At 57.9% G+C, this 22,109-nt stretch carries 19 protein-coding genes; 4 read left to right on the forward strand and 15 right to left on the reverse strand.

From position 1 onward, the window contains the following. Positions 1 to 4 precede the first annotated feature (4 nt). Positions 5 to 142, reverse strand: a complete 138-nt coding sequence (locus QM579_RS00665; RefSeq protein WP_414997310.1) for a hypothetical protein — start codon at positions 140 to 142, stop codon at positions 5 to 7. Between QM579_RS00665 and rfaD the strand changes: the two genes are divergently transcribed. Then, on the forward strand, positions 141 to 1,112 hold the full coding sequence (gene rfaD / locus QM579_RS00670; RefSeq protein ID WP_414997311.1) for an ADP-glyceromanno-heptose 6-epimerase: 972 nt from the start codon (positions 141 to 143) through the stop codon (positions 1,110 to 1,112). The two genes, QM579_RS00665 and rfaD, sit on opposite strands and share 2 nt — an antisense overlap. 480 nt (positions 1,113 to 1,592) lie before the next feature. Here rfaD and QM579_RS00675 read toward each other — a convergent pair whose 3' ends face one another. The 6 genes from QM579_RS00675 to QM579_RS00700 form a co-directional block, all read right to left on the reverse strand. Beyond that, entirely contained in the window at positions 1,593 to 2,276 is a 684-nt protein-coding gene (locus tag QM579_RS00675; protein ID WP_414997312.1) for a DJ-1/PfpI family protein, read from the reverse strand. Positions 2,277 to 2,397: 121 nt separating this feature from the next. Continuing rightward, positions 2,398 to 3,357, reverse strand: a complete 960-nt coding sequence (locus tag QM579_RS00680; protein WP_414997313.1) for a GlxA family transcriptional regulator — start codon at positions 3,355 to 3,357, stop codon at positions 2,398 to 2,400. Positions 3,358 to 3,830: 473 nt separating this feature from the next. After that, complete coding sequence (locus tag QM579_RS00685; RefSeq protein ID WP_414997314.1) at positions 3,831 to 4,724, reverse strand: tRNA (adenine-N1)-methyltransferase; 894 nt, start codon at positions 4,722 to 4,724, stop codon at positions 3,831 to 3,833. 88 nt (positions 4,725 to 4,812) lie between these two features. Beyond that, positions 4,813 to 7,248, reverse strand: a complete 2,436-nt coding sequence (locus QM579_RS00690) for a penicillin-binding protein 1A (protein WP_414997315.1) — start codon at positions 7,246 to 7,248, stop codon at positions 4,813 to 4,815. A gap of 215 nt (positions 7,249 to 7,463) precedes the next feature. Continuing rightward, the gene (locus QM579_RS00695) at positions 7,464 to 7,781 is read right to left on the reverse strand and encodes a TusE/DsrC/DsvC family sulfur relay protein (protein ID WP_183721463.1); all 318 of its coding nucleotides are present in this window, start codon (positions 7,779 to 7,781) and stop codon (positions 7,464 to 7,466) included. Between the two features lie 252 nt (positions 7,782 to 8,033). After that, complete coding sequence (locus tag QM579_RS00700) at positions 8,034 to 8,693, reverse strand: CBS and ACT domain-containing protein (protein ID WP_414997316.1); 660 nt, start codon at positions 8,691 to 8,693, stop codon at positions 8,034 to 8,036. Between the two features lie 94 nt (positions 8,694 to 8,787). On the opposite strand from QM579_RS00700, the gene QM579_RS00705 reads away from it, so the two are divergent. Together QM579_RS00705 and QM579_RS00710 are read left to right on the forward strand one after the other, a co-directional pair. After that, positions 8,788 to 9,987 (forward strand): LarC family nickel insertion protein, encoded by a 1,200-nt coding sequence (locus QM579_RS00705; protein ID WP_414997317.1) that lies wholly within the window; start codon positions 8,788 to 8,790, stop codon positions 9,985 to 9,987. Between the two features lie 325 nt (positions 9,988 to 10,312). Next, positions 10,313 to 10,798: a hypothetical protein gene (locus tag QM579_RS00710; RefSeq protein ID WP_414997318.1), complete on the forward strand. Its 486-nt coding sequence runs from the start codon at positions 10,313 to 10,315 to the stop codon at positions 10,796 to 10,798. A 307-nt stretch (positions 10,799 to 11,105) separates the two neighbouring features. Here QM579_RS00710 and QM579_RS00715 read toward each other — a convergent pair whose 3' ends face one another. The 6 genes from QM579_RS00715 to QM579_RS00740 form a co-directional block, all read right to left on the reverse strand. Then, positions 11,106 to 12,368, reverse strand: coding sequence for an MFS transporter (locus QM579_RS00715; protein WP_414997319.1), 1,263 nt, complete (start codon positions 12,366 to 12,368; stop codon positions 11,106 to 11,108). A 68-nt stretch (positions 12,369 to 12,436) separates the two neighbouring features. Beyond that, positions 12,437 to 13,624, reverse strand: coding sequence for a M20 metallopeptidase family protein (locus QM579_RS00720; RefSeq protein WP_414997320.1), 1,188 nt, complete (start codon positions 13,622 to 13,624; stop codon positions 12,437 to 12,439). Positions 13,625 to 13,893: 269 nt separating this feature from the next. Next, positions 13,894 to 16,893: an AIR synthase-related protein gene (locus tag QM579_RS00725; protein ID WP_414997321.1), complete on the reverse strand. Its 3,000-nt coding sequence runs from the start codon at positions 16,891 to 16,893 to the stop codon at positions 13,894 to 13,896. Positions 16,894 to 16,918: 25 nt separating this feature from the next. Continuing rightward, the gene (locus QM579_RS00730; RefSeq protein ID WP_414997322.1) at positions 16,919 to 17,884 is read right to left on the reverse strand and encodes a polyprenyl synthetase family protein; all 966 of its coding nucleotides are present in this window, start codon (positions 17,882 to 17,884) and stop codon (positions 16,919 to 16,921) included. 8 nt (positions 17,885 to 17,892) lie between these two features. Continuing rightward, positions 17,893 to 18,666, reverse strand: a complete 774-nt coding sequence (gene mqnB / locus QM579_RS00735) for a futalosine hydrolase (protein WP_414997323.1) — start codon at positions 18,664 to 18,666, stop codon at positions 17,893 to 17,895. Between the two features lie 5 nt (positions 18,667 to 18,671). Beyond that, on the reverse strand, positions 18,672 to 19,985 hold the full coding sequence (locus QM579_RS00740) for a nucleotide sugar dehydrogenase (RefSeq protein ID WP_414997324.1): 1,314 nt from the start codon (positions 19,983 to 19,985) through the stop codon (positions 18,672 to 18,674). A 46-nt stretch (positions 19,986 to 20,031) separates the two neighbouring features. Here QM579_RS00740 and QM579_RS00745 point away from each other — a divergent pair, with 46 nt between their 5' ends. Beyond that, entirely contained in the window at positions 20,032 to 20,229 is a 198-nt protein-coding gene (locus tag QM579_RS00745; RefSeq protein WP_414997325.1) for a DUF2065 domain-containing protein, read from the forward strand. A gap of 416 nt (positions 20,230 to 20,645) precedes the next feature. Here QM579_RS00745 and QM579_RS00750 read toward each other — a convergent pair whose 3' ends face one another. After that, positions 20,646 to 21,326 carry a ubiquinone/menaquinone biosynthesis methyltransferase gene (locus tag QM579_RS00750; protein WP_414997337.1) on the reverse strand — a complete coding sequence of 227 codons (681 nt, stop codon included), beginning with the start codon at positions 21,324 to 21,326 and terminating at the stop codon, positions 20,646 to 20,648. Between the two features lie 90 nt (positions 21,327 to 21,416). Next, on the reverse strand, positions 21,417 to 21,587 hold the full coding sequence (locus QM579_RS00755; RefSeq protein WP_012625527.1) for a hypothetical protein: 171 nt from the start codon (positions 21,585 to 21,587) through the stop codon (positions 21,417 to 21,419). Positions 21,588 to 22,109: the final 522 nt, after the last annotated feature.

Here is a 22,109-nt window from a genome sequence, read left to right on the forward strand (position 1 = left end):
GGTTTTACAGATGCCGCATAGTGGCAAACTTGTCAGCCTGTGTCCAGAGGGTATGGCTTTGATACAGGGTAGGGGAACGCCAGCTCTTGCGGTGCGGCGGCGTACTGGCTACCATAAAAAAAGACCGAATGGAGGTATCCATGTACGTGATTACCGGCGGCGCTGGTTTTTTGGGCAGCGCTCTTTTATGGCAACTCAACTGCATGAATATTGAAGATATTGTGGTTGTGGACAATCTGGCCCACAGCGACAAATGGCGTAATCTCGTCAAGCGGCGCTATGTGGACTACCTGCACAGGGATCGATTCTATGATCTCATGCAGCGCGACGCCCTGCCCTGGAAGATCAGCGGGGTTGTGCACCTTGGCGCCTGTTCCGCCACCACGGAAAAGAACGCGGACTTTCTGATGGAAAATAATTTCCACTACAGCCGCGATCTTTGCCGTTACGCTCTGGACAAGGGCGCGCGGGTCATCAATGCCAGCTCTGCCGCCACCTATGGCGACGGTTCTCTTGGTTTCAGCGATGCGGAAGCACTTGTGCCGCAGCTGCGGCCTTTGAACATGTATGGCTATTCCAAACAGCTTTTCGACCTCTGGCTTTTGCGCGAAGGCCTGCAAACCGAGGTGGCCAGCCTGAAGTTTTTCAATGTCTACGGCCCCAATGAATATCACAAGGGCGACATGCAGAGTGTGGCAGCCAAGGCCCACAAGCAGATTCGTGCAGAGGGCAGCATAAACCTGTTCAAGTCCGACAGGCCCGACATGGCGGACGGCGAGCAGAGCCGCGACTTTGTTTATGTTAAAGACTGCACGGCCCTGATGGCCTGGCTGCTGGAACGGCATGACGTTTGCGGCATACACAATGTGGGCACGGGTACGGCCCGCAGTTTTAACGCGCTTGCCCAGTCCGTGTTCGCGGCCCTTGAGTTGCCTTGCCGCATAAATTACGTGGACATGCCAGCCTCACTTCACGGCCGCTACCAGCATTTTACACAAGCGGATATGGGCTGGCTTGAGCGTGCGGATTGCCCCCTTGCCTTTGCTTCGCTTGAAGAAGGCATTGCCGACTATGTGCGCAGTTATCTTGAAATGGACGATGCGTATTTGTAGAGCGGGTAAAGGCTGAGGTTGCGCGCCCTGATCAGGGTGTGGGCCAACTGTCACTGGAAAAGGTCTATCGCATATTTACTTTGAGACGGTGTGATACTTGAAAGGCGCTGTTTGCTAACCCCTGTTTTCAATAAAGATCCCCCCATAAAGCAGCTCAACATAAAAGTTTGACGGCACTACTCCTAGCTAGGCAGACCCATTTATAAAAACTGAGAACGTCAGCTCACGGGCTACAGGGGCGGGCCTTCTTGCGAAGAGAGGGCGGCGAGATTCTGGGCATTGCCTAGGGAAGCACCGATTAAAGAGCCTCCTGGAAACGCGCAGTTATTTCGTTTGGCAAGGCGCGATCTTTTTTTGAAGCAGGCGTGGACTCTTCCGTCCTCGCCTGTTTCAAAAAAAGTGAAGCAACGCCGCCAAACGGAATAAATCAGCGTTTCCCTAGAACCCCGCCGCCTGTTTTGGAATGCCCTGTGGACAGGATTAACGCACCAGCCCGGCCTTGACCGCGAAGGGATCCCAGGACGGGTCGCGGTGTGCGTCGTACTCGGTGGTCTGCTCCAGCCAATCGCTCAAAGGCTGGCCGTACAGACGGGATATGACCGCCAGGGTCATATCCATCCCGGCAGAAACGCCGGAAGAGCTGACCACGGTGCCATCATCTACCCAGCGCGCCTGTTTGACCCAGTTCACCTTGGGGCCGGGCTCCGTAGAGGTCTTGAAGGCCATTTTGTTTGTTGTGGCAGGTCTGCCGTCCAGAATGCCCGCCGCAGCCAAAAGCGACGCGCCGTTACACACGGACATGACGATCTCCGTCTTGGTTGCCTGGTCGCGTAGCCAGCTCAGAGTCGCAGTGTCGCGAACCAGGGGCACTGCCCCGATGCCGCCGGGCACCAACAGATAGTCCAGCTTGGGCGAGTCGGCATAGCTGTAATCGGCTACGGTCTTTGGCCCCTGATTTGAGGCAATTTCTCCCCGTGTGGCCGCGATGGTCACCAGCCGTACGCCTACACGTTTTTCTTCGCCACCCCAGAAACGGGCCGGGGCGTGCTTGAGGCTGCCCCACATTTCCATCGGGCCGTAGGCGTCCAGCATCTCGAAGCCGGGGAAGATGAGAACCCCAACGGTTATCTGCTTGGAAACCTGGGCTGGGTGGACCTCATACATGACTTGCTCCTCTGATTGGGGTGATTGCACTTGCGCCGGAACGGAGAGGGCGGATGCGAGCAGCATGAACGCGAGAGCAATACATTGTAACGGTATATATTTCATATACTTCTCCTAAGTGTTAACGCCATGCATCGGAACGGAATCTGTTCCGGTACTGGCCGGGGGTGATGCCGAAGCGGCGCGAAAATGTCAGGCGGAAGTGCTCACCGGATTGAAAACCACACTCCCGGGCGATGGTTTCCAGTACCTGCGTTGTTTCCTCAAGGAGTTTCACAGCTGCTTCAAGACGAATGTTTTCAATGAAATGGGCAGGAGTTACGCCTGTTTCGCGTTTGAAGACCCTTGCGAAGTTGCGTGGGCTCATAGCCGCGTGTTTGGCGATGTCTTCGTTGCACAGCGGGCGCTGATGGTTGTCGCGCAGCCATTGGATCGTCGAAGCCAGCGTGCCGCCCTCGTGAATCTGCGCCAGAAGGGTTGTGCTGAACTGCGATTGCCCACCCGGACGCTTGAGGTAGAGTACCAGCACTCTCGCAACGTTCAGCGCCAGATCGCGGCCGAAGTCCTCCTCCAGCAGGGCTAATGCCAGATCAATGCCCGCCGTTACCCCGGCCGAGGTATAGACGGAGCCGTCCTTCACATGCAGGGCGTCAGTCTGAACATCAATATTGGGAGAAAAGGCGCGTAGTTCCTCAAGCATGAGCCAGTGGGTGGTGGCCTGGCGGCCTTCCAGCAGCCCTGCGCGCGCCAGAATGAAGGCTCCGGTGCAGATGGAGCAAACGCGCCGCACAAGAGGCGCAGATTCGCGCAGCCAGTCCACCAGCGCCTGCGGAGCCTGCTTCGCCACAGGGCCGCCAGCCACCAGCAAGGTGTCAATGCCGCTGAGCTGTCCCAATGCGGTATCAGTCAGCAGACGGATGCCGGAGGCGGTCCGCACCACCGCGTCACTGCTCTCGCCCGCGACCTGGATGCGGTAAAGCGGTTCCGCGCCGCCGGACTGTGCATGCAGAGAGTTGGCTGCGGAAAACACGCTCAAGGGCCCCGTGATATCGAGGATTTCCGCACCGTCATGGACAGCCATGACGACAAGGCGTGGGGCAGTTGGACAACCGTCGGTGGGGGAATGCTCGCATTTCATGTTCGTACCCTAGGCTAGAGCACGATATGGCACAATGACATTAATAGTGATATTCCTGCCAATATGGTACTCTGTCTGCCTGTCGGGTTCAGGTGGAGCCACCCTTTGACAGGGGCGAGGCAATGTCTGAAATCTCATCCTCTCTTCACAGGAAGGTTCGCTCGTGCCCCGCGAGCCGGGTGCAATGTTTCAACAGGTTGTTCCCCCCGATCTCTCTCGGTTTGTTGCTATCTGATAACTCCAGCTTTACCGGCCTGGGGGAGGGTACACCCGGGGGCTGGCTTTAAAGTTTTAAAGCAGGTTCCCCCCACTGGCGCATGGCATTGCCTGCATTGCCACCGCCGCTGACGGCGACAAACAAAAAAGCCCGGCGCGTTATGTACGCACCGGGCTTTTGGCATGCTTTTATGAACAGATTATTCCGTCACGTCTTCTTCGGCAGCGGCGGTTTGCGAGGCGTCGCCGTCTAGGCCCAGGCGGGCCAGCCGTGCGGCTTCCTGCTTGCGTTCGCGCGTGCCCAGTGGTTTGCGTGATTCAAAGTCTTCACTGCGTTGCTGCTGGCGGGCGAAAACCAGAAATCCCGTATGGGCGTTCATGCGGTCTTCGGGGCGCAGGCGGTCAGCCACGGGCTTCCAGCGTCGGATGAGGATTTCGCAAACTTCCACATCCGCGAAGGGGCCGCGTTCAAGGCCGAGCAGAAGCTTGCTGACCTGATCCACCGTGGGCAGCAGAAAGCCGAAGCTTGCACCGGGGCGCACAGCGGCTACCGCGTGGTCCAGATATTCCCAGGGGGTGCGCACGTCGAGAAAAAGGGCGTCCGCGCCGGTGACGGCAAAGCCTTCGGCCACGTCGCGGTTGTGCAGTTCCACATTTTCGCCCACGCCTGCCCACTCAAGATTGCGGCGGGCCAGGGCCATGAACTCTTCACGCGCCTCATGGCTGACAACGCGCCCGGTGGGGCCGCAGAACCAGGAAAGCCCGGTGGTCAGGCCGCCAGAACCACAGCCAGCCTCAATGATGGTACGGCCCGGTCCGGCGCCAAGGCGCAGACAGATGTAGGCAATATCCTTGGGGTAGATGATCTGCGTCTGGCGTTTGAGAGTCTTGAGCCTGTCGTACAGGGTGGCTTCCATGATCTGAATGGGCACCTGCTGATTGGTGTAGGCCACGCTGCCGAAGTCGCAGCAGGTCACATCAGAGGCCAGCAGGGTGCCGTCGTTGCTGTGCCAGTTGTGCTCTTCCATCAGGCGCTTGGTATAGCGGCGGCCCTTGGGCGTCACATAAACAACAAGAGAACCATAGGGAATCATGTATTTCCTTTGTGTTGCGGCGCTGGCGCGCCGTAGCGTGAAAAGGGGCCGGACAACCGGCCCCTGGTGGTCAGGATCAGGCCAAAAATCAGAACATCTGGCGCATGAGGTCTTCGCCGCCCTGCGAGGTGTCGACCATGCTGTCGTCCTCGGTTGTAGCTGACGTGGCCGAAGCGCCTTCAATGGGCATGTCGGAGCGGAAAGCAAGGCCGTCCCGCATGATTATGCCTTCGGGCATAACAAAATCGTCTGCGGGGTAGCGTTCTTCCACTTCCACGCGATAGGCGCGGAAAATGGGAGCCGCCGTGCGCCCGCCCTGCTCCAGGCGGCCAAGGCTCTGTAACTGGTCGTAACCCACATAGATGCCCGTGACCAGATGGGGAGAAAAGCCCACAAACCACGCATCGTGTTCTTCGTTGGTTGTGCCGGTTTTACCTGCAATGTTGTAGCCCGGCACCTTGGCGCGGCTACCCGTGCCTGCGTTGACCACCTGTTTGAGCAGGGTAGCCATCATAAAGGCATTTTGCGGGCTGAGCGCCTGCCATTGTTCCACGTCCTGCCGATAGAGCACGCGGCCCTTGGGGTCGGTAATGGACGTGATGATGCGCGGGCGCACGCCAAGGCCCTTGTTGGCAAAAGCCGCATAGGCCTGGGTGAGATTGAGGGGAGAAACCGCCACAGCGCCAAGGCTGACCGAAAGTTCCTGCGGGAAGTGGGGTTCAAGCCCCATAGCCTTGGCCCGCTGAATGACGTTGGCTATGCCCACCTGCTGCGCAATGCGCACCGTACATGTATTGCGCGAAAGCGCCAGCGCTGTGTGCAGGGGCAGTTCGCCCTTGTAGTTCTTTTCGTAGTTGGAAGGCCGCCATACCTCGTTGGTATAGGGGTTCACATACACAAAGGGTGCGTCCAGCACTGTGGAAAGTGCGGTAAAACCCATATCCAACGCCGTGGAGTACACCACGGGCTTGAAACTGGAGCCGGGCTGGCGGCGCGCCTGCGTTGCGCGGTTGAAATGGCTGTCGCCAAACTGGTAGCCGCCAATAAGGGCCACCACGTCGCCGTTTTCAGCCTCCACCGAAGCGATTGCGCCCTGTACTGCGGGCTCCTGCTGCAAAACCAGAGAGATGGGCGTGCCTTTTTTAACCGCTGCAGGGTCAAAGGGCAGGGTTTTCTTTTCCTTGCGGCCCTTGGCTGCTGTTTCAGTTACGGTGACTTCAGCGGCGGAAACCCAGATGAGGTCGCCGGGGCTGACCACAAGTTTGGCGTCTTTGACGGCAGGAGCATAAATGCCTGCAACCTTGGGATTGGGCTTGCGTGCCCATGACATGTCAGCCACGGAAACAATACCCGTATATCCCTGCCCCAGACTTACGCGGGCCTCCTTGGCGTCTGCCTGCGTGACCAATGCCTTGACCCAGCTGTTTCCGGCAAGATCCAGCGGGCTGAAGCTCCTTTGGCTGAAAGCTTTCTGCTTTTCCGCATCCAGCTTTTCAAGCGGACCGCGCCAGCCCTGACGCTTGTCCAGTTCTTCCAGGCCCTGCCGCAAGGCAGCTCCGGCGGCGTACTGATGAGCCGGGTCCATAGACGTGCGCACAGTAAGTCCGGCGTCATACACGTAATCCACGCCGGATTTGTCAGTTTCTATGCCAAGCGCCCTGAGGTTCTGCTCTGTAAAAAATTCGACGAGCAGCCGGCGGGTTTCTTCAAGATACCATAAGGCCGCGCCGCCCATGCCGTCGGGCATGCTCCAGTAGACAAGCGGTTCGGTAGCGGCTTTTTCATATTCTTCTGCCGTGATCCATTTGAGGTCGCGCAAACGTCCAAGCACATACATCTGGCGGGTTTTCGCCTCTTCCGGCCTGCGGAAGGGGTTGTACGTGCTGGGGGCTTTGGGCAGACCTGCGATAACCGCGCTTTCAGCCAGGGTAATATCCGAAGCGTGCTTGCCAAAGTAGGTGCGGGCGGCGGCTTCCACGCCATAGGCATGTTCGCCAAGATATATCTGGTTCAGATAGATGGTGAGGATCTGGTCCTTGGTGTAGGTTTTTTCCAGATCGTAAGCCAGAATGGCTTCCTTCATCTTGCGGGTATAGCTGCGCTCGGACGTCAGCAAAAGCTGCTTGATAAGCTGCTGGGTGATGGTACTGCCGCCTTCACCCTGGCGTCCCTTGCGAAAGTTGTTGATGGCCGCGCGCAGGATGGCCGTGGGGTCCACGCCCATGTGGCGGTAAAATGCGTCGTCTTCTGCAGCCAGAAAGGCCATGGGCAGAAAGCGCGACATCTCTTTGAGCCCGATGACATAGCGCTTTTCGTGGTACAGGGTGCCCAGTGTGGAGCCGTCGCGTGCCAGAACTACCGTGGCTTGCGGCTGCTTGTATTCGGCAATGCGGTTAATGTCAGGCAGGTCGCGTGAGGCCCAGTAAAACAGCATGGTCACGGCGCTCCCGCCAAGGATGCCGCATACTACTATAATGCCAATCAGCCAGAGAGTGAATTTTTTCAATGACAGACGAATTTTCATGGCAGGGCGATACCGTTTTTTTGCTGCGGCGTAAAGTACACGCCTAAAGCCCCGTGGGTAGCGGGCTGCAAAACGCGCAGGCAGGGTATGGATTTGAAACAGGCAGGGCGCGTGAATGAAATTGCAAAAAACTGTAAAATAAAAATTGCTGGTTTTCAAAAAAATAAAAAGCGGAAGGTTTCCCTTCCGCTTTTTTCCAAATGTCGCGGCTCGGACTACACGCAGCCGGTGGGCTTGGGCAGGCCAGCCATCTTGCAGGCGCCTTTGCCGGGGCCGGAGGGGAAGAGTTCGTAAACTTCCTTCAGCTTGTACCCGGTGTTCTTGGACAGAATACGGACCATGGGGGCGATGCCGTTCTTCTTGTAGTAATCCTGCAGGAAGTCAAGAATCTTCTGGTGGTCGCCGGTGATTTCGGAGATGCCTTCAGATTCCTTCACATAGTCCATCCATTCGGGGCACCAGTCGTCAAAACGCAGAAGGAAGCCGTCTTCGTCAACTTCAAAGCTTTTACCTTTATAGGTGATCTCAGCCATGCGAGTGTCCTCCTTGGACAGATAGTACTTAACCTCGCCGGAACAACATGCTCCTGGCGCAGCCAACCGGGGTTTCCCGGCCGAATTCCTCCAATGGGGCGCGAAAGCGTAATGCAATCACAACGAATGCCTTTATGCCATAAAAAAAATTTGATGGCAAGCCCTGACGGCTTTTTTTGGCATGCCCCACCATTCTAGTCGAAATTTTTTATTAGCAATTTCAGCGGGATGATGTAATCCCGATTGGTCTGCTCAACCATTCTGATGGATGCAATACAGCACTCTGCCGAGCTTTGCAACTTCTTCCATAAGGCTGTTCTCAGCACTTTTGTTTTCAAGTTCACGCACTCGGATAAAAATGTGACGATTGCCGTCATCATTGCTGACCGTCAGTACCGACAAAAGGCGGGCGTTATGGGCGCGCAGCAGATCAAAGAGGGGACGGGCAGTGCCCGGCAGGTCGGGCAGTTCAATGGCGAACTGCAGCCCGCCAAGGCGTGCGCCTGTAATGTCCACAAGCGCCTTGAACACGTCGTGGTCAGAAATAATGCCTACCAGCTTTCCGTTTTCTTCAACCACGGGCAGGCCGCCAACCTTGTTGTCGAGCATCAGCAGGGCGGCCTGTTCAACCGTGTCTGACGGTTTGACGGTCAAAGGGTTAGCCGTCATAATGTTTTTGGCCTTCAATTCGGCCAGCAGGTAATGCATTTCGTACATGTCGAGCGTGGTAGCCTTGGAGGGAGAGGCGTCACGCACATCACGGTCGGAAATAATGCCAACAACGCGTCCCTTGTCATCAAGGACTGGCAAACGGCGGACATGATGGTCCTTCATCAGTTTGCCAACCTTGAGCAGAGACGTCTCCGGGGTGACGCTGACAACATCGGTGGTCATCCAGTTCTGAACAGGCATGCTTCCCTCCGGCTTTCGATGCGGTTTGGTGTTTGGCCGCATAACTAAGCGGCCTTTTTCTGATTATACAACAACAAACGGATGCTGCACAAGTGTGTGGCCGGGCATTCCCGGCATACGGCGCAGCGATTTGCGAGTGCGTATGGAAGTGTATCTGGATTGCGGCGGCGGCATCAGCGGCGATATGACGCTGGCGGCCTTGGCCCACCTGGGTGTGGATTTTTTTCCGTTGACGGCAGCCTTGGAAAAAGCGGGCGTGGCCTGCGAACTTGAGCTACGTGAAGAGATCAGGGCGGCTGGCCCGGGGCGGCACATTGATGTCCGCTGGCGGCAGGATGAACAGCCGTTGCGACACCCTGCGGATATTGCAGCTATTTTTAAAGCTGTGGATGTGCCGGCTTCTGTGCGCGACCGCGCCCTGTCCGTTCTTGAAGCTTTGACCCTGGCTGAAGCATATGCGCATCAGATACAGCCGGATGAAGTACATTTTCATGAAGTGGGGGCCGTTGATACCCTGGTGGACATTCTGGGTGTATGCTACGGCCTGGAGCAGCTGGGCGTGCAGCGCATTACCGCGTCATTTCTGCCCTGGTTTTCGGGCAGTATAGAATGCGCGCACGGCTGCATTCCCCTGCCAGCGCCTGCTACAGCGTGGCTTTTGCGCAACAAGCCCGTGTACGCCACTGACGCGCGCGTAGAGCTGATCACCCCCACCGGGGCAGCCCTGCTGCATGCCCTGGTAGACGAATTTACTGGCGCCCCTTGCGGTACGCTCGCTGCTATGGGCACGGGCTACGGCTCGCGCCCGGCGGCGTCCGGCCTGCGCATGTGGCTGCTGAATGCGTCCCCCCGTGTGGATCACCATCACGGAGGGCGTGAGCTGGTCAGTCAGCTTGAAACCCACCTTGATCACCTCACAGGAGAGGAGATGGGGCAGGCCCTCACAGCTCTGGCCGACATGCCTGAAGTGCTGGACGTCTTGTGGCTGCCGGGGATTGGCAAGAAAAATCGTCCCTCGGGACTGCTGCGCGTGCTGTGTCTGACGGATCATGAAGACGCGGCAGAGCAGGCAGTACTGCGCCATACACATACCCTGGGGATACGCCGCCAGAGGCTGGAGAGGCTTGTGTCGCCCCGAAGTGCGGTAACAGCCAGGGTTGCGGGACGCGACATGCCTGCCAAGCGTTATGAAATTGAAGGCCGCAGCTATATTCGCCCCGAAGCCGAGGCAGTGGGCCGGGCGGCGCAGGAGGACGGCCTGGGCGCGCCTGCGTTGCGGCTGATTTCAGGCTAGCGGCTGTCTCGAAATAATTCATTTTCCGAACTGGCTGCGTTAAAAAGCCATTTTTTACTCTGGGCATGCGCCGTAAGCGCTGACTGCTTTCGTAAAAAAGTCTTTTGCCTTGGTTTGGCGTAGAATCATTTTTGGTATGCCTGAACACCGTGGTATCTGCCAGCAGATAAAAATCGTCACTTTTCAGCTGTTTTCTAAAGAAAGTTTAAAAAAAAGAGTAATATTTTCAGTATGAAGCCGGGTAATTTGTAAAGACCTCTTGCGTCCGGGAACGCATAGGCATATGGAAGCTCAGGGCTGTGCGCCCTTTAAGGAGGATACCATTATGACCATGCAATATCTCTGGCGGCCATTGGGTCTGTGTACCCTTGCCGCGGCTCTGTGGATCGGTGTTCCGGCCCAGGCCAATGCGGACACTTCAGACATGGGACAGGGCACGATGCTCGTAGCCCGTAATGATCAGCAGTATGGCAGAGGCCAGGGTGCTGACACCCAGTATCACCGTGACGGCAAGGCCACTAAGGCTGCTAAAGACACAAAGGCCGCCAAGGTGAAAAACAACGGCAAAAATGCCCCCAAAAAAGACGTCAAAGGCAATGCCAATGGCAAGCATGATGTCAAAAAGAACAGCAAGGTTGCCAAAGCTGCTCAGCCCGGCGCCAAGGGCCAGCGCGCAGACAAGATGACCAGCCCCAATGGCAAGAATGCCAAGGGCAACAAGGCCGCTCACCCCAAAGACAACCGCTCCGGCAAGCGCCCTGATGCTCAGAGCCGCGCCCCGCAGCGCTTTGAAGGTGACGTTAACAACTAAGGCTGGTGAACTGCCCGGAAGCTATCCGGTTTAGCAGGGCAGAACTCCAAGGCTGCAATCCCTGAAGTGTCCCCCCACAAAAAAGCATGGTTTGTCAGCAATAAGGCATTTTATTAATAAAAATGGTAAAATGCACGGCGGTGAGTAGACCGAGCCGCCTGCCGTATAGCGGCATGGATTCTGCCAGAAATACGATTTCCGGCAGGATGCCAATATTGAAACGCGCTGCATTTCAATATTGATATGATCAAATTAAGCCCCGCAGGCTGATGCCTGCGGGGCTTTTATGTATCAAGCTAAAAACGCTCTATGCGGCAGAGGCAGCTTTGACGTTGCTCCTGTGGAAGAAGAAGGCGATTATGGCTGCCATAATATTGGAGCAGCACAAAAAGCCAAAGGCCACGTTGTAGTTCTGCACGCCGTCAGCGGCGGTGGTGATGAGCAGGCCCACGACAATGGGAGCCAGAAAGCCTGCCAGCTGTCCTGCTGTGTTTACGATGCCCATAGCCCGGCCCGCGATTTCCTTGGGCACTTCCATCATGGGCAGGCTGAAGACCGAAGCCACGCAGCAGAAGCAGAAGTAGCCCGCAATGACATTGAAAATCATAAGGTTGGTCACGCTTTCAGCAGTGAACATGAGGTAGAGGAAAAGCGCCATGCACAGCTGGGTGACGATGACATAGTGGAAGCGGTGCTTTTTCAGCGCGCCGTCCATAAGATAGCCGGAAACAATGGCGCCGATAAAGCCTGCGAAAAACGGCAGCGAGGCGGCTATGCCCATTTGTCCCATGGCCAGGCCACGGCTTTTGACAAGGTAAGTGGGCAGCCAGGACATGTAGCCCCAGGCCACGGTATTGCTGAAGAAAAGCAAAAGAAAGGACTTCCAGACCACAGGCGTGGACAGGACCTGCATGAAGGTCAGTTTCTTCTGCTCCACGCCTGAAGCGGAAGGTTCTTCTTCCAGTTCCCTGAGTTCTTCCGGGCTGACGCCCTTTTTTTCTTTGGGGTTGTCATAAAGCGTGAACCAGACCCAGATGCAAAGCAGGAAGCCCGGTATGCTCAGATAGTGAAACACTGCCCGCCAGCCCCAGAGGGACATGATGGCCACCACAAAAAGCGGCGCCAGGGCAGGTCCGAGGGAATTGGTGCTCATCATGATGGAGTTGGCGCGCCCGCGCTCCGAGGCGGGTGTCCAGACGGCCAGGGATTTCCACGTGGCGGCGGGGCCGATGCCTTCACCGATGCCGAAGCAGATACGAATAAGCACAAGGCCTATGAGGCTGCTGGCATACCCGGTGAACAGGGTAAAGATGGACCACCAGGCAATGGCGAACACTAGAACCTTGCGCGCTCCGAAGCGGTCGCTCAGGATGCCGCCGGGAATCTGGAAGAGCGCGTAGCCGGCAAAAAAAGCGCTCATGACCACGCCCATCTCGCTGGCGGAGAGGTTAAAGTCATCCGCAATATACGGTATGGCGGTGGACATGACCATGCGGTCTAGGTAGGAAACCAGCCAGACTACAAACACCACGGCCAGAGACGTGTGCCTGTGCTTCCACGTGAATCCCATAAGGCATCTCCTTCAACTTGTTATGCATCAGCCGGGCCGCGCACATGCGTTGCCCGGCTGTATGTTTGCTATCCGGCTTCCTTGGCGAGCCAGTCCAGAGCGACCTGCGCGTACAGCGCCGCACCGTAAACCAGGCTTTCGTTATCCACGTTGAACGCTGGATTATGCCAGGAGAATTTGATGCCTTTTTCCGGGTTGCCGCTGCCAAACCAGACGAAAACCCCGGGTGTTTCGGCCATATAACAGGCAAAGTCTTCGCCACCCATGCTGGGTACGCAGGGCAGCACATTCTCTTCGCCGTAAACTTCCTTCATGGGGCCTTGGCGCATCCATTCCGTAAGTTCCGGCGGGTTGTTCACGTTGGGAACCAGCTTGTTGTACTCAAAATCGGCTTTGACGTTGTGCGCGGCGGCGGTATTTTCAATGACGCGCCGCAAGCGGCCTTCAAGCTCGTGAAAGAGTTCAAGGTCAAAGCAGCGCACTGTGCCCTGCATGGTGACAGTGTCGGGAATGACATTGGCCACAGTGCCGCCGTGTATGCTGCCTATGGTGACCACCACTGCTTCGGTGGGGCGCATTTCGCGGCTGACGATGGTTTGCAGTGAAGAGACGATGGCGGCTGCGGCCACAACAGGATCGTGAGCCAGGTGCGGCACTGCGCCGTGACCGCCCTTGCCGTGTACTGTAATGGAAATGAAGGCCGAACAGGCCATGATGGGCCCGGAGGAGATGAGGCCTTTACCCGCCGGGTATTCGCAGATGTTGTGCTGGCCGAAAATGAAGTCCACATGGGGATTTTCAAGCACGCCCTTTTTAACCATAAGGGCTCCGCCAGCGAATATTTCTTCCGCAGGCTGAAAAATGAACTTTACCGTGCCCTTGAGATCATTCTTGCGGTTGGACAAAAGGCGGGCTGCGCCCAGCAGGGCGGCCATGTGGCTGTCGTGCCCGCAGGCGTGCATGGTGCCCGGATTTTCTGAGGCAAAGGAAACGCCGCTTTTTTCATCAATAGGCAATGCGTCGATATCGGCCCGCAGGGCCACGCACTTGCCGGGGCGAGGGCCGTGCAGCAGGCCCACAACGCCTGTTTCGCCGCCCCAGTCCACAATTTCGATACCCATACCGACCAGTTCTTTTTTCAGGTAGTCGGTGGTCCAGAATTCTTTGAAACTCAGCTCTGGATGCCGATGCAGGGTTTCACGCCACACCGTCAGTTGGGATCTGATGCCTTCTGCTTCTTCGCGCATATGGTGCATGGTTTTCTCCTTTGCTATGGAGACAGCCCACCCACGGGCAAGGATGGACCGCCAGCAGCGTAATATCCCATGTTAGAAAACTATATGCCCAACCATATACCTAGGTTTACGAGATGGCAAATGCTAATGGCATGGTTTTGTTGGTATAAATAATAGCAGATGCCATATCGTACCTGAGAAGCTGCTGGCCAACTGTAACGTATATGAAGAAATGCCGTTGGCGGCAGCCAACGGCATTTCTATACTATGCACTGTTATGGGGGCTATATTTACCAGTCCAGCGTCACCTTGAAGGCGCGTGCCAGATCTTCCACATGTTCGCTGGCAATGACGCTGTCGCCAGATTTCATTGTCAGGCGCTCGTCGGTGGTGACCACGCCTACGCGCGAACAGAGCTGCCACTGGCCAAGAGCGTCAAAGATCATAGCCAGTTCGGGCTTAACGCTGACGAGCAGGCGGCTGGCGCTTTCGCTGTACAGCAGCTCGGTTTTGTTCATGCACTGCATGGCGTGTACCGCGTCCAGATCCAGTTCTGCGCCCAAACGGCCACCAATGCACATTTCAGCCAGGGCCACAGCCAGCCCACCGTCAGAGCAGTCGTGGCAGGCGGAGATGGCCCGCTGGCCCATAAGGGCGGAAACCGCACGGTAGCGCGCCATAGCAGAGGCCGCGTCCACGTGAGGCACGTGCCCGCCCTTGATGCCCAGTTCGTCGCACGCCTCGCTGCCAGCCATTTCATTCCAGGTGCCGCCCAGCAGGTAGATATAGTCGCCAGCTTTTTTGAAGTCTGACGTCTGGGTAGCAGTGACATTGCGGATAACGCCCAGTACGGAGAACAATACCGTGGGCGGAATGGAGATGCGCTCGCCGCCGCCGGTGTAGTCGTTCTTCATCGAGTCCTTGCCGGAAATGCAAGGCACGCCGAAGGCCAGGCTGAACTGGCGCAGGGCGCGGCAGGCGCGCACAAGCTGAGCCAGCTTGTAGCGGCCATCGGGGTTGGTGGGGCTGACCACAGGGTCGCACCAGCAGAAGTTGTCCACCCCGGCCAGGGCGTCGGGATCAGCGCCCACGGCAACGGCGTTACGGATGGCCTCGTCCATTGCGTTGGCCATCATCCAGTAGGTGTCGTAATCGCTGAACTTGGGGCAAATGCCGTGAGAAATCACAAGGCCAGCGTCCGATTCCAGCAGAGGACGCAGCACGCCCGCGTCTGCAGGGCCGTCGCGTTTGACGCCCACCAGAGGCTTGATAACGCTGCCGCCGCGCACTTCGTGGTCGTACTGGCGGATGATGTATTCCTTGGAGCAGATGTTGAGGCGGCTCAGCATACGCTTGAGAAAAGCGCCCTGTTCCGCATCGGCCACATCCACGCTGATTTCCTTGATTTCAGGGGCCTTCCATTCGGCTTCCAGCTCAAGCTGGGGCACGCCTTCATGCATGAACTGCATGGGCATGGAAGCCACAATGCGGTCATTGTAGCGCACTTCAAAGTAGCCGGATTCGGTGAACGTGCCGAGAGCCGTGGCTTCCACGTCCATACGGGTGGCCAGCTCCATAAATTCTTCAAGTTTTTCGGCCGGCACAGCCAGGGTCATGCGTTCCTGTGCTTCGGAGAGCAGGATTTCCCAGGGGCGCAGGCCGTCGTACTTGAGAGGGGCCTTGGCAATATCCAGCACGCAGCCGCCTGTGTCTTCCGCCATTTCACCCACAGAAGAGGACAGGCCGCCAGCGCCGTTGTCGGTGATGGCGTGGTACAGGCCAAGGTCCCGGGCGCGCATGATGAAGTCATACATCTTGCGCTGGGTGATGGGATCGCCGATCTGTACGGCTGTGGCAGGTGAGCCTTCATGCAGTTCTTCGGATGAGAAGGTGGCTCCGTGGATGCCGTCCTTGCCGATGCGCCCGCCGGTCATGACGATAAAGTCGCCAGTTTCGGCCTTTTTGAACCAGCCGGGGCGGCCGTGGATTTCAGCCGGAATCACGCCGACAGTGCCGCAGTACACCAGCGGTTTGCCCAAAAAGCGCTCGTCAAAAACCAGAGAACCGTTGACCGTGGGAATACCGGACTTGTTGCCGCCGTGTTCCACACCTTCGCGCACGCCTTCCAGCACGCGGCGGGGATGCAGCAGGCGCGGAGGCAGGGGCTTGTCGTGGAAGGGCGAGGCAAAGCAGAACACGTCTGTATTGCAGACAAGCTCCGCGCCCATGCCCGTACCCATCGGGTCGCGGTTAACGCCCACGATACCCGTAAGTGCGCCGCCGTAAGGGTCCAGAGCCGAAGGGCTGTTGTGGGTTTCTACCTTGATGCAGGCATCGTAGCCGTTGATGAAGGCGATGACGCCCGCGTTGTCCTTGAACACGGACTTGCAGTAGTCATTGGGGCCCATGCGTTCGCGCAAAATGGCCGTGGCATCGCGAATGCAGGTCTTGTAAAGGTTGTCCACCACTTCGTGGCGGTTCGTGTCCGCATCAGTGTAATTGATGCGAGAGGCGAAAATTTTGTGCTTGCAGTGCTCGGACCAGGTCTGGGCCAGCACTTCCATCTCCACGTCAGTGGGGTCCCCGGGCAGGCCAATGGTCTTGCGGCGGGACACTTCGTCCGGGGCAGTGAACTGGTCGCGAATGCAGTGCATTTCCTTGAGGTTCAGGGCCCAGGTATTGGTGCGGCTGGCCTGGGTGAGGTCGTCGTCGTTCATGCCGGACAGGGTGATGGTGTCCACCGTGTCGTTGGCTTCGCCTGTGACCTGAGCGGCCTGAGCTTCAAAGCCGGGGTTGGCCTGCCATTCCTGGCGGCTCTTGATGCGGTACCGCTGGATCAGGGTATTGCAGAGCAGGTCGCGCGCCAGCATGTCCACCTGTTCGCGGGTCAACGGCGCAGCCGGATCATTGACAATGCGGTGCTGCACGGCGGTGTACACGCGCAGGCTGTCGCGGGGGATGTCCAGCACCATTGCGGCAGTATCGCGGGCGGTGCGTGCTTCGTTGTCGGTCACGCCGGGACGAAAGCCAACTTCCACATACCAGTCCGGTTCGGGCTGGCCTGCGGGCAGGGGCTCAAGAGAGGCCGCCTGCAATATGGGGTCGTGCCAGATGCCTTCGTCCAGCAGCCGCTTGACCTGGGCTTCATCGAGGCCTTCGGCAGTAAAGACCTTGATCTGACGCACGGCCCCTGTAGACAGGTTGAGAGCCTTGAGCAGATGCTGGGCCGTCTTGCGACCCTGTGTATCGTCCAGTCCGGCGTGCAGGCCGGTTTCCACCCGGTAGAGCATTGGTGCTTCCTCGTGAGGTTACAGCTTATTTCTTTCTGTCGCGCACATAGTCGGCCATGTGGAACATGACCTTGCGCTCTGACTTGTCGGGCAGGCTGTTGAGGGCATGCCTTGCCGCGTCAAGAAAAGTATCGGCCTGGCGGCGAACGGCGGCGTCAAAGCCTGCCTCGCGTATGCGCAGGGCAATGGCCTCGGCGTCTGCCTCGGTCATGCTCAGGCTGGTAAAGGCCACGTCAAAATCCTTGCGGTCAGCCTCGGTCAGGCTGTCTCGGTAGAGGCGCAGGGGCGGAGTCAGCTTGCCCTCGCGCACGTCGCCGCCAGTGGGCTTGCCCGTGACGCTTTCAGGAGCAAAGTCCAGCGCGTCGTCCACCATCTGAAAGGCCATGCCCAGGTTTTCGCCGTAGGCAGCAGCGGCGGCCACGGTTTTATCGTCGGCTCCTGCTGCCAGCGCGCCCATTTCACAGGCGGCGCGGATAAGCCATGCCGTTTTGCCGCGTACCATTTCTTCATACTGGGCGGCGCTGGAATCCACACTGCCCTGGGACGCGATTTCAAGAATTTCGCCCGCCGCTGTCTGGCTTGTAGCCTTGGAAAAACAGTGCGAAAGGCGCGGATCGCCCCTTTGGGCCACAAGGGCATTGGCGCCTGCCAGCAGGGCATCGCCAGCCAGAATGACGCTGGACACATTGTAGAGCGTGTGGGCCGCTGGTTTGCCCCGGCGGCTTACGGCGTTGTCCAGCACATCGTCGTGCAGCAGGGTGGCGGCGTGCAGCATTTCAAGGGTGACGGCCAGATTAAGGATATCTTCATTGTTGTTTCCCAGCAAACGTGCCGTAAGCACGGTAAGCAGAGGACGCAGGCGTTTGCCGCCTGCCTCGAAGATGTGGCGCGTTACCGGGCGTACTGGTTCTGGCAATGTGTCCACGGCCTTGTCCAGAGCGCGGTTGATGGCGGGCAGTTCCAGGGCAAGGCGTGCTTTGAGTTGAATCATGTCGCTACTCAGATAAGGTTAAGGGCGGGCAGCACCTGCGCCAGTGAGCGCAGCGCGCCGGGAAAATCTTTTTCTTCCCTGGCGCGTGGCCCTACCTTGTTGGACACGCTGCGTACTTCCACACAGGGAATGCCCTGGCGTGCGCAGGCGTATGCCACGGCAAAGCCTTCCATATTTTCCAGATCAGCCTTATAGCGGCCACGCAAGTCTGTGGCTCGGGCGAAACTGGCGCTGACGCCCGCAACCGTAAGAGAACGGCAGTTCGTCAGGGCGTCGTCTGCGCACTTGCCGCCAAAGGGGGCCAGAGCTTCCACGCCCGGGAGCGTCAGTCGGTCACGTACGGCTTCGCCTTGCGGGGGCTGCCACTGCGGAAAGCCAAAAGCTCCGGCAGTGACGCTTTGCCCATCGTGCAGGCCGTACTCAGGCCAGATTTCTTCCCGCACCAGGCAGTGCGAAAGCAGGGGGTTGGCTTCAAGGTCAAATGCCCCGGCAAGTCCCGCGTTGAGCACTGCGTTTATGGGCGTGCCTTCCGCCTGGGCCCGGCTGAGAACATGACCAAGAGCCAAAGCCGCATTGATGGGGCCAACGCCCGTTATGCAGCACAAGGCGTTTCCTGTTTTGAGCCTTGCTGGCCAGAGCTGCATTTCGGGCCAGCTTGCTGCGCCGGGTGCCGCAGGCGTATCACTACCGCCGGATTTTGCGCCAGTTTCCAGTGGCGGTGCAAAATCCGGCAAAAGGCCCGCCAGTTCCGGGCCGGTAGCGACGCAGATAAGCAGGCTCACGCGGCTTACAGCCTCCAGTAGTCTATGCCCGCACCGCTCATGTCGGCTGGGTCGAAGAAGCTTTTCACGTCCAGCACCACAGCTTTTTCCGGCTGGGCGAAGAGACTCTTGATTTTTTCGGGGGTCAGAGCTTTGTAGGCGCTGTGGCTCACGGTCAGGATAAATGCGTCCAGATTGTTCAGATCTTCCTGCGGCAACAGGGTCTGGCCGTACTCGTGCATGGCTTCGGCGGGATCGGCCTCGGCATCGCTTACCAGCACCTGCACGCCGTAATCTTCAAGCTCGCGGATAACGTCCACCACGCGGGTATTGCGCAGGTCCGGCACATTCTCCTTGAAGGTGAAGCCGAAGATGCCCACCCGGGCGCCGCTGATGACGCGGCCGCTCTTGATAAGGCGTTTGACCACGCATTCGGCCACATACTTGCCCATATTGTCATTGATGCGGCGGCCAGCCAGAATAACCTCGGGGTGAAAGCCCAGTTCCTCGGCCTTATAGGTGAGGTAGTAGGGGTCCACGCCAATGCAGTGCCCGCCCACAAGGCCGGGACGGAAAGGCAGGAAGTTCCACTTGCTGCCAGCGGCTTCAAGCACTTCAAGCGTGTCGATGCCCAATCGGCCAAAGATGATGGCAAGCTCGTTCATAAGGGCGATATTGAGGTCGCGCTGGGTGTTTTCAATCACCTTGGCCGCCTCGGCCACCTTGATGCTGGAGGCCCGGTGGATACCCGCCGTAACCACGGAACCGTAGACCTTTACCAGCAGATCGGCGGTGGGTTCGTCCGAGCCGGAAACGATCTTGGTGATGGTTTCAAGGGTATGTACCTTGTCGCCGGGATTGATGCGTTCCGGCGAGTAGCCGATGGTGAAGTCCTTGCCAAACGTAAGGCCGGACTCGCGCTCAAGGATGGGCACGCAGATTTCTTCTGTCAGGCCGGGATACACGGTGGATTCATACACCACCACGCAACCCTTGCTCATATGCTGGCCAACGGTTTTGCTTGCGCCCACCACAGGGGTGAGGTCAGGGGAGCGGTGATCGTCAATGGGCGTGGGCACGGCCACGATGATAACGGCAGCTTCCTTGAGTTCGGCAGGATCGCAGGTATAGCGCACATCAGCAGCCTGCAGCCTGGTGTCGTCCACTTCGCGGGTGCGGTCGTGTCCGTCTTGCAGCTCTTTGATGCGCGGGGCGCTGATGTCAAAACCCAGAACCTTCATGTGGCGCGAAAGGGCAACGGCCAGGGGCAAACCCACATAGCCAAGGCCGACGACGGCCAGCGTTTCCTTGCCTTGTTGCAGAGCCTCGAATGTCACCATAATTTCATTCCTTTACAAAACAGGCTTTTTTCGTCACCAAAAAAGCATGGAATTTAATATTGAACTCTTTCTTCGCGCCCTGGGCCTTGCCATTGTGCTTGAGGGGCTGTGCTGGACGCTGTTTCCTGGCGGCATGCGCCGCGCACTGCTGAGTCTTTTACACTTGCCTGAAAGCCGCCTGCGTATAGCCGGGCTGACGGCATTGGCTTTGGGTTTGCTGGTTGTCTGGCTAGCTTCGCACTAAAGCATTTTGCCATTATTGAACATATAAAAACGCCCGTTTGTGTATAGATGCGCCGCTTTCTGTAACGCGAGTGCGGGCTAGCCGCAAACCTCGCTACTGGCAGAGGGCCAATCTGTAAACCGGGTATGCTTCAGCGCATGTTGCCCTGTGCAAAACATTGTTTCAGGCGTTGCGTTTGCGCGGAGCTGCCTGAACGCATAAAACCTGAAACTGCTCGCACAGGGGCTACCCATTGTTTCAGCCGTTGGCCTTTGCCGATGCTGCTGCAAGCAATGAGGGGCACACTTTTGGCGCTCAGCTGCAAATCTGGCATGCAGGGGCTGCCCGCCTTGCCGCAAACTGCCGCTAGCACAAATAGTTGGTCACTGCCAAACCGTGGATACAGCACGAAAAGTCCGGCACGCGCGGCGCTAAAACTACTTCGCCTTTTCCCCCACATGCAGGCATACAATGCCCGATGTGAGCTTTTGGTACCAGGCTTTGGAAAAACCAGCCTTGCGCATTTCTTTTTCCAGCTCAATGGCTGAAGGGAAAGCGCGGATGGTGTCGGCCAGATAGCCATAGGCCGCAGGATCTTTGGAAAACAAGCGGCCAACGCGGGGCAGCAGAAAATTCAGGTATACGTTGTATAGCCCGCACCAGATGCGCTCGCGCCCGGAGCCGAATTCAAGAATGCAGGCCCGGCCGCCGGGGCGCAATACGCGCAGCATCTCGGCAAAAGCCGTTTCGCGCGGGATAATGTTGCGAATGCCAAAGGCTATGGTCAGGCAATCCACGGAGGCATCGGGCAGGGGCAGGCGCTTGGCGTCGGCCGCAACTGGCAGAATGCACCGGGTGTTTTCGCCTTTTAGCTTGCGGGTGCCCTGCACCAGCATGGGCGGGCAAAAGTCCAGCGCAGGCACAATGGCGGTCGGATGCTGGCGGCGTATGGCCAGGGAAACGTCCAGGGTACCTGCGGCCAGATCCAGAACCACGCCTGTATCGCCCAGACGCACGTTGCGGGCCAGCACCTTGCGCCAGTACTGGTCAAGACCCAGGCTGAGAACGCGGTTCAGCAAATCATAAAAGCGCACGATGCGGCCAAACATGCCAGCCACAGCTGCGTCATGGGTGGGCCGGGGAGCCGGTTGCGGCGCGGCAGCCGGGTTGTGCCCGCCTTCCTGCCGGGAGTTCTGAGAAGAATCCACTTATTTTCCCTTGTTGTCCTGATCTGCATCAACGCCAATGGCTGTGCATACCACCCGGTAGACCGAGGGGAATACCTCGGCAAAGTTGCCGGGAGAAACCGTGCGCGTCTCAATAAATTTGGCGGTCAGTTCCTTGGCCACCTGCAGGGCTTCCTTGCGATCCTTGTCCATACGGTCCTCATGCTTTGTTGCTGCCGCTTCTGCCGCTGTTTGCGAAAGACTTGCGGCGCTTGCCTGATGGCCGGAAATAAAACCCGCCCTTCGGGGAATGGCCTTGACCCACAGTGGGCATTGCCTGGACGGGAAATGAACGGAAACTCAAGCCCCCGCCCCTTTTTTATATCTGCGTTGGGGAACGTGCCCCTTCATCCCGCATGTGGCGGCATGCTTCCATACCCTCTGCCCTGCGTGCGAAAAACGCGGCTGGCAACAGAAAACGCCATGCCGTCGTGTTTCGGCTTCAAGCTGAAACCACGTGGCATGGATCGGCGGGCTGATGGTCCCATGCAAGTGAAATCGGGCAACAGCATATGCGTTCCGCCTTCACTTGGCAAGCACAGCGGCCCTGTCTGGCAGGGATGCGGCTTGTCGGCATGCGCCTGTAACAGCGTTTTTGCCTGTGGGGGAACAGTAAGGGGTTTTGTCAGCAAACTCCCTCAATCAGGTTCGCACGGGAACACTGATAAAAACACC

This window comes from Desulfovibrio sp. (assembly GCF_047607245.1).
Lineage (GTDB): Bacteria > Desulfobacterota > Desulfovibrionia > Desulfovibrionales > Desulfovibrionaceae > Desulfovibrio.